Here is a 12,713-nt window from a genome sequence, read left to right as displayed (position 1 = left end):
ATCGGTCAATAAACGAAAGGGATAAAACGATAACGAACTCGTTTGGTATACTGGATGTATTTGTTTGGAAATTCTTCTGCCAGTGCTTTCTCTTCCAGCATAGAGCGTATAATTAGGAGGATGATTAAACACAATGTAATGAGTAAACCATGCCATGAGCCTAATAATAAAGGTATGCCAATAAAATAGAGTATAGAACCCGAGTACATTGGATGACGTACAAAGTGATAGGGCCCTGTAGTCACGATTTTATGTTCTCGGGCTTTTTGAATTTTTACAACAGGGGAGGCATAAGAATTCTCTTTAAATACCAGATAAAAAATATAAAACCCTGTCATTAATAGAATGGCTGCTACTATTTTCACAAAAAGCGGTACCAAATTTTCTTGGGAATAAGCCACATCGAAGGCAATGAAGGGCAACCAGGTTATTTGCAGGATTGAGAAAAGCACCATCAGTACTTTATCCCATTTCTTTTGTCCTTGTTGTATTACAAAAGATCGCCTTTCTTTTAATAACTCAGGATCATGTTTTGCCAACCAAAAACCAATGGAGAGCTCAAAGCTTCCCTGAAGAAAAAGAAAGATCCAAGCGCTTGGCCAATTAAAGGTGTGTACAGGGAGAAAAAGTAAGAACGCCATAATAAGTAACGTAATCAATGTGCGAATCACTAAATTTAATCTCACAATGTATTGTTCCTAATTTTAGTTTTGACTTTGAAGAATAACTTACTTGCTCATCATACCGCCAACATTTAAAATAATCCTATATGCCGCCTGGCTCTATCAAGGCTCGTATTTTTCTATTAAAGATGAATACTTAAGACATCGGTTGGATTCTCAAGGTATTGCCCTTCACAGATCACTTTTGCCCCAATTTTGATATACATTTTATTGAGTTTAGGATTTAACGTATCAAGGTAAATAAAGTCAGCATCCAATTCAACAGCTAAACATTTCGCTTTTTCCAGAAGCTGTCGTGCAAAGCCTAAACCTCGGGCTTTCTCTTCGACATAAATATAATCGAAATAAACGACTTTTAATTCACCTGCTGCAGCGTCATCTTTTTCATTGTCTGGAAAAGGATGGAATTTTTTTTCAAATAAACCAAACATGCCAACGGGTTGGTTATTAAAAGTTCCAACATAAATTTGATCCTGCTTTTCACGTATATCCCTTAGATAAAATTTTTTGTCATTATTCTGCAAATACCCCCAGGCTTTTTTTGCCCAAGACGCTGCAAGGCTTAAATACTCTTCTTTATTTTCCTCATATTCAGATAATTTCTTAAAATGAAGCGAGTGTTGTCTTCCAGCATTGGTAAAAAAAATCATTTAAACTCCTATTGTTTTCAATTTTAAATTATTTTGATACAAGACCATAACTGCTACAGCAAAAATAAGATTTTTAGCCGGTAAATTATGGTTTTGACAATTTCGAGCAGAAAACAGTTCGCTTGATAAAGAGCGCCTAATAAGTATTTTCCTTTCTTCACATATATGTTTGAACCATGATTTTTGCAGATGGAATTTTTGTGCATCATAATGAAGATAGCAACCTCTTGTCATCTTTGTCGCTGGTAGTTCATAAAAAAAATGGGTGGGTCAGGTCAGATTATTCCTGAGCAGGAGCCGCCTGGGTGATGAAAACAAGTGATCAAAGGATTACTTCTCCACCTCCTAATTCATTAATCCTTTTTCTCCCACCCAACAACAATATCATTTTCCAGGGTAATTTTAAGTCCAAATCTGTTTGTTCCTTGCTGATCGTATTTCCATATCTCTTTTTTCTTGGTCTTTAGAATTTTTTGATCTATATCTTTTGGTGTGCCTAAAGAATCTAGCAATTGTTCTGAAGTTTCTCCTTTCCAAATTTCTCTTTGAAGAATTTTTTTAACTGTGCGTTCCTCTTTGTATTTGTTTCGTAAAATTTGCTTTTGATTTAATGTTTTGTGCCTCTTGGCTACATATTGGATGATTTTAAATAAAATAAACATCAAAAGAAGGGAAATGGCTGCCTTTATAAAATAGATAAATAAATAAATAAAAATTAAAACTAAAACGAAATAAAGCACTACTGTGTTATTTCTTCTCATAGAATCAGACCATTTTTGCAGGGTTATATTATGAGTTTAGAGGATAAGTCACTTTCTATCCCGAATTTATAATAAAAACTAAATTTTGTATAAAGAATTTAAGGGATTAATTTGAGTTTACATAAATAAAGATCTATTTTTACGTCGATGGGTTAGCTTTACGTCATTAAACAACCCCCAAAAATTTTAAATATATGGGGGTCTAATAATTATTTGTATTCTGCAGTGGTGATATTGTTTTCTATAAAAGCCTCATTGTCTTGTATTTCTTTTATAAATTGCTGTCCTTCTGTACGGATGATTTCCCATGCACGCTTTACTGCAGGAGTGACAGCTTCTTGTATCCTTTCATTTAATTCCTGGATACGATCATTTTTTTTATAGGCATATTGAATTAGGGCAAAGGGGAATAAGCGGTTTGTGACTGCTGGGCCTTCGGATTGGTATTTCTCTATTAAAGGACTTGTCTGTTCTAGTTTTTGACAATGGTCTACGGTATATCGCATCATTAATAATGCCATAATTCTATAGACAAAGGCTTCAAGTGAATAGGTTGGTTTTTGGGGGGGAAGAGCGACAAAATCGCTGGTATTCATGACGAGGGGATGGCTCATTGAGTTGACTTGGGGATTTAACTGTAGGGATACAGTGGGATGATTGTTTTTAAATTCTTTCTTAACGAGCTTAAGGACACTTTCAATTAGGGGAGCTCCTTTCTTAGGCCATAATCTATCTCTTATTTCGGGAATAAATCTCATCTCTAATTCTTTAATTAACTCAGAATCAATGGCTGGGTTACTTTGCCAATCAAGGACAATACCATACTCCCAAAATAATTCTGGTGGCTTTAGTTTAAAAGAGGTTGAAGTTTCTTCATGTTTAAAAAATTGTACGGAAAGCACTCATTTCTCCTTATAGAATGGCTTGAATTTGGATGAAAATCAGGTAAATCGCAAGAGTAGCCTTGATTGATCCTGCAAAAGAAGAGAATATAACCAATGCGATTAGCGAAATCAAAAGAAAATAGTCGCAAACAACGACATTCGGCATGTATTGCCTGGACGACATTTTGTGAAGATATGAATAAACCCAGTTCTATTTTGATAACTATTATATTTCAATTATGTATCGCATTAATTTGTTTCACAGGTTTTATATTAGATCCATTAATAGGAGTTATAGTGGTATTAATATATTTCCTTTTCATTGGTACATTATTGACATATTTTTTTCTTTTAAAATTTAGAACTTAATACGGTGATGAATATTTGCCTAATCAACAGGGATTATGAACCAGTGTAGTTTGCTTTCTTTATTCAATAGACTCAATTAAGGTTTTCTAAAATAGTATAATAAGAAAAATTTAATCTCTTTTGTGGGCCAATAATTCCCTGGTTTTGTTTATAAATATATAAACCTGATTTATCATTTTCAGTATTTAATAATAAGGTGTAATCTGTTTTTACATTTTCATTCATTTCATGGCATGAAATAAGAGCAATCCCATTATCCTGATCTAATACTTTATAGGTATATTGCCCTTGGTTTATTTTTTGGTTGCTCACGGCTTCATAGGTATAGGTGTCTTTTCTAAAATGCATGACAAAAATTTGGTTGGCATTGGGATTGTCTTTATTTTGGATATCAGCCACACGAAATAGAAAAGTTTTACCCTCTATCTTATTTGGTAACGATGCTTTGGCAGATAGGGCAATGACCATCAAAGAAAGAAATAGAAAAAACTTATGCCTCATAGTTCATCCCGCTTTTTTTAATCATGTTTTGTATCTCATGTGAAGAAAGAATGCGTTCAATACTGTCAACAATTGTTTTGGTTTTTTGATCAAATTCAATATTGACTTTGTTATGAACTTGTTTGTTCGCAAAATGGGTGAGCCTTAGCGTTTCTGGAATCAAATGAAGATAAAATAATCCTTGTTCAGGAATTGTTTTGCCGACAGTTAAACTCGAGCCATCTACTGCAATAAAACCTTTAGGTAAAATATACTTCATCCATTCCGGCTCACATTGAATGACTAGAGTTAAATTATTTTTATCACGGATACGTTGATGAATTCTTGCTGTGCCAAAAACATGTCCTGATACTTCATGTCCACCAATTTCGTCGCCAAAACGCAAGCTACGTTCGATACTGACATAACTTCCTTGCTGCAATTCATTTAAAGTCGTTTTATCTAGGGTTTCTTGAATGGCTTGAAACGAAACATGTGTGTTTTCAAGGGTAACTACCGTTTGACAGACGCCATCGACTGCCACACTATCACCAGGTTTTAAGTTATTGCATAATTCAGCTGATAAATTAACGGTATAATTGATCAAGCCGGGAGACTTCGTTAATGTAATAACTTCATATAAGCCTTTGGTAATACCTGTAAACATATCCTGTTTCTCTTTGAGATTTTTGTACATTTTAATGCATCTAAACGCGCTTAACAATTATCTATTTTGAGCAAAGGTTGCCTGATGGAATAACGCATCATAAATAGGTTTGTCTGGCAATTTGTTGCTCTACCTCGCTTTCCCAATAATAAAAAAGATTTCGCCGTTTCTTGAGTCAGGTATTCCTAATGCCAAACTACCCATGCTATTGTGCAATGTACCCAAATAAAAAACGTCAATTTGCAAGATATTGAGATAATTGAGGAATGAACTTTGCAAAAAAAACAATCTTTGCATGTTGCAGGATGGATAGTCGGATTTCAAGCAGTTGGTTTTTTACTCGGATTCATCACTAAAAATAATATATCCAGTTGGTATGGCGGTCTCATTAAGTCAGAACTTACGCCACCTCCTTTTGTTTTTTCTATCGTATGGCCTTTGCTTTATCTTCTTCTCGCTTGTTTAGGATGGAGAATCTGGAAAGAACAAAGAAATAATCCCAACCGAGACTCCCGAAACATCTGGTTCTTATTTATAACTCAAATGATTATGAATTGGTTGTGGACGCCTATTTTTTTTCAATTCCATTTCATAGGGTTGGGTTTGATTTTTTTGTTTCTATTAATCGGCATTAATTCCTATATATCTTGGAAACTTAGAAATAAAAACCTAATCCAGAGCCTTCTTTTTCTTCCCTATATCCTTTGGTTGATTTTCGCAACTTATTTAAATGCAACAATTTATTGGTTGAATTAAAGTTACATATCATTTAGGAAATGAAAAGGCACACATAATGGAGCAAAATTATGTCCTCTTTATCTGGTTTGTGAATGGGTATCCAATAAGCCATACTGGTGCGTTGCTCCACAAGACCATCATTAAAATTTGAGATTAATTCTTAGGTTAATTGCTTCAGACCCTTGAATCTATCTCCTATAAAAATGATACAATTTACTCCTTTATCAACATGTTAAATTCAGTTTCCCCTCTTTGGGGTTGGTTATTTTTGTTTTAGGCTAGTTAATTTATAAGGATAGATGTGAACTACCAATCGATAATACTATTATTTTTATTCGTTGTAAGTCATATTGCTTTTGCTGCAGAAAAAGAAAAAACCTGTAATGAAGCAGACTGGAACTGCCACGGCTCATTCTATATCACAGCTGGCTATGTCTTTGTTCATACATTGTTCCAGGACAATATTTTATCCCTAGACCCACCCGATCAGGCCACCATAAATTTTTCACCCCAATCTTCCTTTCCTAACAATGCCAGTGGGATGCGCTTTGGTTTCTCGTCGGGTTTTGGGCTGAACCTGCCCTTGAGTTATGAATTGGATTACAATCAGGTGTTTACTCATTCCCAAATAAACAATGATTTAAAAATTTCTCGAGCAAGTAAATCCATAGTCGGTACATTAGCTTATACCGTTAACCCAAAAAGCAGGTTAAGGTTAAGTTTGGTCGCTGGGGCATCAGTCATATCCACCTATTTGACAGCAACTACGGTATCTCCTCGTCCGTTTTTTTCTCAAAATACCAATTCAGTCGATGTCGATCCTTTTTTTGGTGGTTCCATTTCCTATCAGATTAATTCGAAGCTCGCCATTAGGGGGGTGGAATTTTATGATATGGCAACCTATAACCGAGGCGCAGATGGGGCTTTAGTCACGCTGGTGATGCTGAATTATTATCCAGGTTGAGCCACGAAGCGAACTATAAATCGGCTATAGTCAGTGATGCAAAATTTTTTTGACGTACCACTTTTTACGCATTTTATTGCTTTATTTCATAAATTTAATCTATAAGAGGTGTTTCCCTGTGCTGAATCAACTATAATTTTTAATCATAGATTCCTCTTTGAATGGACAAGCAAATGATTAAAGGAAGGATTTTGTTTTCATTCAGAAGAAGCATTTTTTTTATGCTGCTCTTTTGTATTCCTGCGTCTTTTGCACAAAATACCACATCAGCTCAACCAATTAAGATTGGAAGCAGTACTGCGTTAGAAGGGCCGGCACAAACACTTGGGCAAGGGATGACCTTGGGGGAACAGCTATATTTAAAAAAAATTAATGAGGCAGGGGGGATCAAGGGGCAAAAGGTGACCCTGATTGTTTATAATGATTCGTATGAACCTTCTTTGACTGCGCCAAATATGCGCAAATTAATTACGCAGGAGAATGTCCTTGCAATTATCGGCAATGTGGGGTCACCTACTGCCGTAGTATCTGTACCGATCGCGCAAGAATTAAAAACACTCCTCTATGGTTGTTATGCTGGAGCAGAAGTCCTTCGTCAAATACCTCCAGATCGTTATGTCTTTAACTTTCGTGCGAGTTATACAGAAGAAACTGCTGCTATGGTAAAAGGGCTATTAGAGGCAGGCATCCAACCGGACGAAATCGCTTTTTTTACTCAAAATGATTCTTTTGGTGATTCGGGTTATTTTGGTGGTATTAAAGCCTTGAAAGAAGCGGGTTATCACGATGTAGATAAATTAACTCATGGCCGTTTTACGCGAAACACGGTCAATGTGGAAGAGGGTTTATCCGAAATTCTGGACTCAAAAAAGACACCTAAAGCCATCATTATTGTGTCGCCGTATCTTCCGGCAGCTAAATTTATCAAAATGGCTATTCAAGATTTACCGAATACCTTGTTCTTGAATGTTTCCTTTGTTGGAAGCGAAACCCTGGCAAAAGAGCTGGGGTCAGTCGGTAATGGCCATGTGATTGTGACCCAGGTTGTACCCAGTTATGACTCGGATCTTCCGGCGGTGAAAGAGTACCGGGAAAGTCTTAAAAAATATGCCCCGGATGCGATTCCAGGTTATATCTCCTTAGAAGGATATCTCGCAACTAAATTATTTGTTTTGGGTCTAAAGCATGCTGCAGATACCAATAAGCTCACCCGGGAAGGGCTTGTTGATACTTTGGAAAGCATGCGGAATGTAGATATTGGCATAGGTATTCCCATTAGTTTTGATAAAAACAACCATCAAGCACTCCATACGGTTTGGCCAACCATTCTAAGAAATGGAAAATACATCTCTTTTGATTGGATGGAATTGCGCCAATTCATTAAAGAATGGAAGGATAATTAATGCATAGGAAACTCAGGCTCTCATTGGTGAACGTGTTTCTGTTATTTTATATTCTTACCGTCGTGTTCACCCTAATTCTAAGCGCCGCTGCCTTGTATCTAAACCACCAGTTGATTCAAAATCAGAATCTTTTGTTGACTGTGACCTCAATTGAAAATGCCCGTTTTCAAATGAGTAATGCACGATCACAGTTTTTAATTAGACAACAAAGTATCTTAATAGCACATGAAGAAAAAGATTTATCAAAATTGGAGTCTCGAATGCCGATGGAGGAGACTTTTTTAGCAGGGGAAGCACAACTGGCTTCGGTTACCAGTAAAGTATCCTCAGTGGCGCAAGCTCTGCAAAATCTTAAAGTGATTTATCAGAAATTCTTAAAAATTGATGATCAACTCTTGAAATTGACCCAATCCTTTTTAAAACAAAAAAAAGAGCTGGCCAATAAAAAAATGAATATAGACCAGCAAATAAAAAGCATCCATGATCAATCCGAAAATATAAGTGGTATCCTGACTTATCAATACAAAAAAAACATACGGAATTTACGCAGTCATTTTCAACAAGGAAAACTTTCACAAAATGATGTTTTGAAAGAAGCCTTGGATAACCTAATCCTGAGTAATGCTTCCGATGCCCATCGTATTGATGAAAATATTAATACAGAGTTGTCACAACTGATTGCGCTCATCGAACAAATTTCAGATGAAGAAAATTCCGACGAGTTGGTTAATTTAACACACAATCAGCTGCTGCAATTGACTCCTTTAATCCACAATAAATTACAGCAACTGAATGAATTATTGCAGAATAATCCAGAATTGCACCAGGCTTCTCTTGACTTAACCCATAAATTTGACAAGGTAGTCAATGAATTGACTCAGGGCACGGGCAGCATTCTCTCTCTTCGGAAGGAATTGAATGTCCTCCAGGCACAAGTTCAGAGAAATCATATTGAAATACAAGCAAACTTAGCAGAACTTTCCAAACAATTCGGAAATCTGGATAAAATCACCAAAGAATTAAAAAAAGAAGCATTAATAAAGTTCAATCAACTCATCGTGACCAATCGTATCATCATGATTAGTTTGCCTCTTGGCATTCTCTTATTAATCAGCATCGTGGGCTATTTTTTCTTGAATGCGATCTCCAAGTCTTTAAGAAATCTCAGTTTGGCAATGCAAACCATCACGAAAAATAAAATCGGAACAGAGCACCGTTTAAACTTGACCCCTTATGCCGATCTGAATGGAGTTGTAAAAACATTCAACCTGATGGCGGAGAGCCTGCAATATACTCAAGAGCATCTTCACGAGTTGGTCGAGTCCAGAACGATGGAACTGAAAAACGTCAATCAAAATTTAGAACAATTGGTGGTCCAATTGAATGAAGCCAAAAAGGATTCAGAAGTTGCCAATAAGGCAAAATCTGAATTTATTGCAAATACCAGCCATGAGCTACGAACACCCCTAAATGCGATCATTGGTTATTGTGAACTCTTGAAAGAAGAAATGGAAGATGAAGGCCATGATATCTATTTGGATGATCTGAAAAAAATTGAGGCTTCAGCCAAACACTTATTATCCCTTATTAACGATATCCTGGATTTATCGAAAATTGAAGCGGGAAAAATGGATGTATTCTTGGAAGATGTTCACATACCTGAAATGATAAAGGAACTGGAGGCAATAATATCTCCTTTAATGAGTAAAAATTTAAATACATTCGAATATGTAATCGACCCTCATGTGGATATCATGCACACCGATCTCGTTAAAGTCCGGCAATGTTTGTTAAATTTAATAAGCAATGCCGCCAAATTTACCAAAGAAGGTACGATTACGTTGGCCGTAAAACCGATTGTGATTGACGCGAAGCCTTACATGCAATTTGCAGTGAGTGATACAGGTATTGGGTTAACAAGAGAACAGTTAGGTAACTTATTCAAGGCTTTTTCTCAAGCAGAGTCTTCTACAACCAGACGATTTGGGGGCACTGGTTTGGGTTTGTATTTGACTAAAAGTTTCTCCAATATTTTGGGTGGCGATGTCAGTATCCACAGTGAGTATGGTAAAGGCTCCACTTTTACCATTATCTTGCCCTTGAAAAGTACAGTAGGGATGGAAAAAATAATTTCTCATAATCTTTCTGATTTAATTAATGAGAAAAAAGAAGTTAAGACTGTATTAATCGTGGATGATGATCCTAAAATACATGAGATACTACAAAAAACTTTAGATAAGGCTGGAATAAACGTTTTACATGCATTCCACGGGGAAGAATGTCTTTCACTGGCAAAAAAATACCATCCAGACCTCATCACACTTGATGTGATTATGCCGATGATGGATGGATGGACGACTTTGACTGCTTTGAAATCTGATCCTAATCTGGTCAATATTCCAGTTATTCTGGTTTCAATGCTTTTAGAAAAAGACTTAGGGTTTGCCTTAGGCGCTGTGGACTATGTCAGTAAGCCAATTGAGCCTAAACTACTTATGGATAAGATTCAGCACATCTTACCTGCAGATGCAATTAAGTCAGTATTAATAGTGGACGACGAAGCCGATGCACGTAATATTTTACGAAGGTCCATCAATAAGTCTGGTTGGAGTTTAATGGAAGCTCAAAATGGCCGTGAAGCTTTAGAGTGTTTGGCCAAAGAACCCCCTTCTCTGATCTTGCTTGATTTAATGATGCCTGAGATGGATGGTTTTGAGGTGATTAGAGAACTACAAAAAAATGAAAAATGGGCTCAGATTCCTGTAATAGTAATTACAGCTAAAGAGTTAACCCAAAAAGAACGAGAGTTTCTTCTGAATTCGAGTAAGGTTGTTTTACAAAAGAATTCCTATAGCCGCGAACAACTCATTGCTTCGATAACGGATCAGATTGAACAAACGCTTAAAAATCGTTAGGAGAAATTGTAATGACGATAAAGATTTTAATAGTCGAAGACAACGAATTAAATCTTGATATGCTTTCAAGACGTTTGCAACGAAAGGGATTCGATGTAATCAGTGCAGTAGATGGAGAAAAAGGAGTGGATAAGGCTAAGGCAGAACGTCCTGATCTCATATTAATGGATTTAAGTTTGCCTGTATTAGATGGATATGGGGCAACGCGACAACTCAAATCTGATCCTGCAACAAGTACTATTCCCATTATTGCCTTAACGGCACATGCGATGGTTGGCGATCGAGAAAAAGCAGTCGCAGCAGGTTGTGATGAATATGAAGTCAAACCGATTGAGTTTCCCCGGCTTCTTGAAAAAATTGAGAGCCTGGTGAAAAAAGCTTAAGAGTATCGGATTCAAAAGGAACTGGTCATGAATTCAGGTAAAGACATAAAGCCAGATCGCAGCCTAACTCTTATGCGTGAACGGGAGGCGTTATTTGCTAGTTTACGTAGTGATTTTTCAACCCCCATTGACGTCATCGTTGGCTATGCGGAAATTTTAATTGATGAACTTGAATTTTATAAGCTCAGTCAGTATGAAGATGATCTGACTAAAATTTTACAATCAGGGAAACTGTTACAAAATCGTGTCGACGAAGTATTAACCTTTGGTGTGAATCTTCGTAAAACCAAAAAATTTAATTTAAAAACATTTAACAGTGAATTGCAATTCAATTTATTGACGCCGCTTAATTCCGTGATTGGCTACTGTGAATTATTGTTGGAGGAGCTCCCTGCCGAGCAAGAACATTTTATTAAAGATATAGAAAAAATTCTTAAATCAGCAAAGTTATTTATCAGCTATATTAATGAAATCAACAAATTAGCACAAATACAATGGAAGGGTACTGATTTATTAGCGCAATTTAAAAAATCGAATATTGTGATTCATGATGTCATCATTTCCATTCCCCCACTTGATCATAAAATCAAATACAGGCCTTCTCCCTCTAAAGGATCCATTCTGGTTGTTGAAGATAATGAAATGGCCAGAGATTTACTGATACGCCGATTGCATCATTATGGTTTTAATGCCATGCCTTGTGGTGATGCATCCAAAGTAGTGTCGCATATAGATAAGGGGAATTACGATTTAATTTTATTATCCATTATTACTTCGGGGGTCAGCGGTTTCGATGTATTAAAAAAAATAATGGGTCACAGCTTATACTATTATCTTCCAGTAATCGTTATTTCTCCTCTTAAAGAAATTGATGCGGTAGTACGTTGCCTGGAAATGGGCGCTGATGATTATCTTCTCAAGCCATTCAATCCTGTTATTTTTAAGGCCAGAGTAGAAGCTTCCATTGAGAAAAAAATGCTCCGGGATAAAGAAAAACTATATTTAGAACAGTTAAAAGAAGCCAAAAAAAGATCGGATGATTTGTTGCTAAATATTGTTCCAAGTTCTATTGCAGAACGCTTAAAGTTAGGGGAGCAAACAATTGTCGAACGGTTTCCTTCAATCACCGCGATATTTATCGATATGGTTAATTTTTCAAATTTAGCGGATAAGTTGACTCCTGGGAAATTAATTAATATGTTGAATATTATATTTTCCGCTATGGATGAACTTACAGATCATTTTGGCCTTGAAAAAATAAAGACAATAGGTGATTGCTATATGGCGGTGGCAGGTGCTCCAATAGACAATCAATTCCATGCAGAAGTCGTCGCAAATTTTGCTTGTAGCGTTCTTGAAAGGATAGAAAAAATAAACAGGGATTCTTCTATTCCCATTCAAGTACGTATAGGGATACATTCGGGATCCGTTGTAGGTGGCATTATTGGGAAGAAAAAATTTGCCTATGACCTTTGGGGAAAGACAATTAATCTGGCAAGCCGTATGGAGTCTCATGGCGAGACGAACCGGATCCATGTCAGTGAAGCGACCTATCAACTTCTTAAAGACCAATTTGTTTTTGAAAAAAGAGGAACTATTTTAATTAAAGGAGTAGGGGAGATGTCTACTTATTTTTTAATTCACCGCAGACGAAACAAATCCTAAATTTAAACCCTTCTACCTCGTCGTAGCCTTGATCGCGTAACACAACAATTAAAGTTTTTCATTCGCCACATGTTAACGTTCTATTTGTTAACCTACCTACTTTTGCTTATTGTATTAGAAGTAATTTTTTGCTAACTATAGACTAAACGGT

The 12,713-nt window shown here is 36.3% G+C and carries 12 protein-coding genes; 6 read left to right on the top strand and 6 right to left on the bottom strand.

Annotated elements, in window-relative coordinates; translation table 11 throughout:
• Window positions 1-5: 5 nt before the first annotated feature.
• The 6 genes from BU07_RS0112110 to BU07_RS0112080 form a co-directional block, all read right to left on the bottom strand.
• Window positions 6-686 carry a methyltransferase family protein gene (locus tag BU07_RS0112110; RefSeq protein WP_031566408.1) on the bottom strand — a complete coding sequence of 227 codons (681 nt, stop codon included), beginning with the start codon at window positions 684-686 and terminating at the stop codon, window positions 6-8.
• A 119-nt stretch (window positions 687-805) separates the two neighbouring features.
• On the bottom strand, window positions 806-1,333 hold the full coding sequence (locus BU07_RS0112105) for a GNAT family N-acetyltransferase (RefSeq protein ID WP_031566406.1): 528 nt from the start codon (window positions 1,331-1,333) through the stop codon (window positions 806-808).
• A gap of 353 nt (window positions 1,334-1,686) precedes the next feature.
• Window positions 1,687-2,094, bottom strand: coding sequence for a hypothetical protein (locus tag BU07_RS0112095; RefSeq protein WP_051635570.1), 408 nt, complete (start codon window positions 2,092-2,094; stop codon window positions 1,687-1,689).
• A gap of 209 nt (window positions 2,095-2,303) precedes the next feature.
• On the bottom strand, window positions 2,304-2,996 hold the full coding sequence (locus BU07_RS0112090; protein WP_031566401.1) for a hypothetical protein: 693 nt from the start codon (window positions 2,994-2,996) through the stop codon (window positions 2,304-2,306).
• 423 nt (window positions 2,997-3,419) lie between these two features.
• Complete coding sequence (locus BU07_RS0112085; RefSeq protein WP_031566399.1) at window positions 3,420-3,848, bottom strand: hypothetical protein; 429 nt, start codon at window positions 3,846-3,848, stop codon at window positions 3,420-3,422.
• Window positions 3,838-4,524, bottom strand: coding sequence for a riboflavin synthase subunit alpha (locus tag BU07_RS0112080; RefSeq protein WP_084157884.1), 687 nt, complete (start codon window positions 4,522-4,524; stop codon window positions 3,838-3,840). The genes BU07_RS0112085 and BU07_RS0112080 overlap by 11 nt, the downstream gene beginning before the upstream one ends.
• A gap of 243 nt (window positions 4,525-4,767) precedes the next feature.
• Between BU07_RS0112080 and BU07_RS0112075 the strand changes: the two genes are divergently transcribed.
• The 6 genes from BU07_RS0112075 to BU07_RS0112050 all read left to right on the top strand — a co-directional run bounded on the left by BU07_RS0112075 (window position 4,768) and on the right by BU07_RS0112050 (window position 12,562).
• The gene (locus BU07_RS0112075; protein WP_031566394.1) at window positions 4,768-5,250 is read left to right on the top strand and encodes a TspO/MBR family protein; all 483 of its coding nucleotides are present in this window, start codon (window positions 4,768-4,770) and stop codon (window positions 5,248-5,250) included.
• A gap of 283 nt (window positions 5,251-5,533) precedes the next feature.
• Window positions 5,534-6,196, top strand: coding sequence for a hypothetical protein (locus BU07_RS0112070; protein ID WP_031566392.1), 663 nt, complete (start codon window positions 5,534-5,536; stop codon window positions 6,194-6,196).
• Window positions 6,197-6,369: 173 nt separating this feature from the next.
• The gene (locus BU07_RS0112065; RefSeq protein ID WP_031566389.1) at window positions 6,370-7,599 is read left to right on the top strand and encodes an ABC transporter substrate-binding protein; all 1,230 of its coding nucleotides are present in this window, start codon (window positions 6,370-6,372) and stop codon (window positions 7,597-7,599) included.
• Window positions 7,599-10,514: a hybrid sensor histidine kinase/response regulator gene (locus BU07_RS17030; RefSeq protein WP_051635568.1), complete on the top strand. Its 2,916-nt coding sequence runs from the start codon at window positions 7,599-7,601 to the stop codon at window positions 10,512-10,514. Before BU07_RS0112065 ends, BU07_RS17030 begins: the two co-directional genes overlap by 1 nt.
• An 11-nt stretch (window positions 10,515-10,525) precedes the next feature.
• Entirely contained in the window at window positions 10,526-10,897 is a 372-nt protein-coding gene (locus BU07_RS0112055; RefSeq protein ID WP_031566386.1) for a response regulator, read from the top strand.
• Between the two features lie 27 nt (window positions 10,898-10,924).
• The gene (locus tag BU07_RS0112050; RefSeq protein WP_051635567.1) at window positions 10,925-12,562 is read left to right on the top strand and encodes an adenylate/guanylate cyclase domain-containing protein; all 1,638 of its coding nucleotides are present in this window, start codon (window positions 10,925-10,927) and stop codon (window positions 12,560-12,562) included.
• Window positions 12,563-12,713: the final 151 nt, after the last annotated feature.

Origin of the sequence: Legionella wadsworthii DSM 21896 = ATCC 33877 (genome assembly GCF_000701265.1) — a bacterium.
GTDB classification, from domain to species: Bacteria; Pseudomonadota; Gammaproteobacteria; order Legionellales; family Legionellaceae; genus Legionella; species Legionella wadsworthii.
Note: the sequence above shows the minus strand (reverse complement) of the source record. Positions and strands in the feature narration are given on the sequence as shown.

What these genes read in the sequence shown, in the direction of transcription:
- BU07_RS17030 (WP_051635568.1), top strand. Translation starts at nt 7,599, where the DNA reads ATGCATAGGAAACTCAGGCTCTCATTGGTGAACGTGTTTCTGTTATTT.
- BU07_RS0112080 (WP_084157884.1), bottom strand. Translation starts at nt 4,524, where the DNA reads ATGTACAAAAATCTCAAAGAGAAACAGGATATGTTTACAGGTATTACC.
- BU07_RS0112085 (WP_031566399.1), bottom strand. Translation starts at nt 3,848, where the DNA reads ATGAGGCATAAGTTTTTTCTATTTCTTTCTTTGATGGTCATTGCCCTA.
- BU07_RS0112105 (WP_031566406.1), bottom strand. Translation starts at nt 1,333, where the DNA reads ATGATTTTTTTTACCAATGCTGGAAGACAACACTCGCTTCATTTTAAG.
- BU07_RS0112055 (WP_031566386.1), top strand. Translation starts at nt 10,526, where the DNA reads ATGACGATAAAGATTTTAATAGTCGAAGACAACGAATTAAATCTTGAT.
- BU07_RS0112050 (WP_051635567.1), top strand. Translation starts at nt 10,925, where the DNA reads ATGAATTCAGGTAAAGACATAAAGCCAGATCGCAGCCTAACTCTTATG.
- BU07_RS0112095 (WP_051635570.1), bottom strand. Translation starts at nt 2,094, where the DNA reads ATGAGAAGAAATAACACAGTAGTGCTTTATTTCGTTTTAGTTTTAATT.
- BU07_RS0112065 (WP_031566389.1), top strand. Translation starts at nt 6,370, where the DNA reads ATGATTAAAGGAAGGATTTTGTTTTCATTCAGAAGAAGCATTTTTTTT.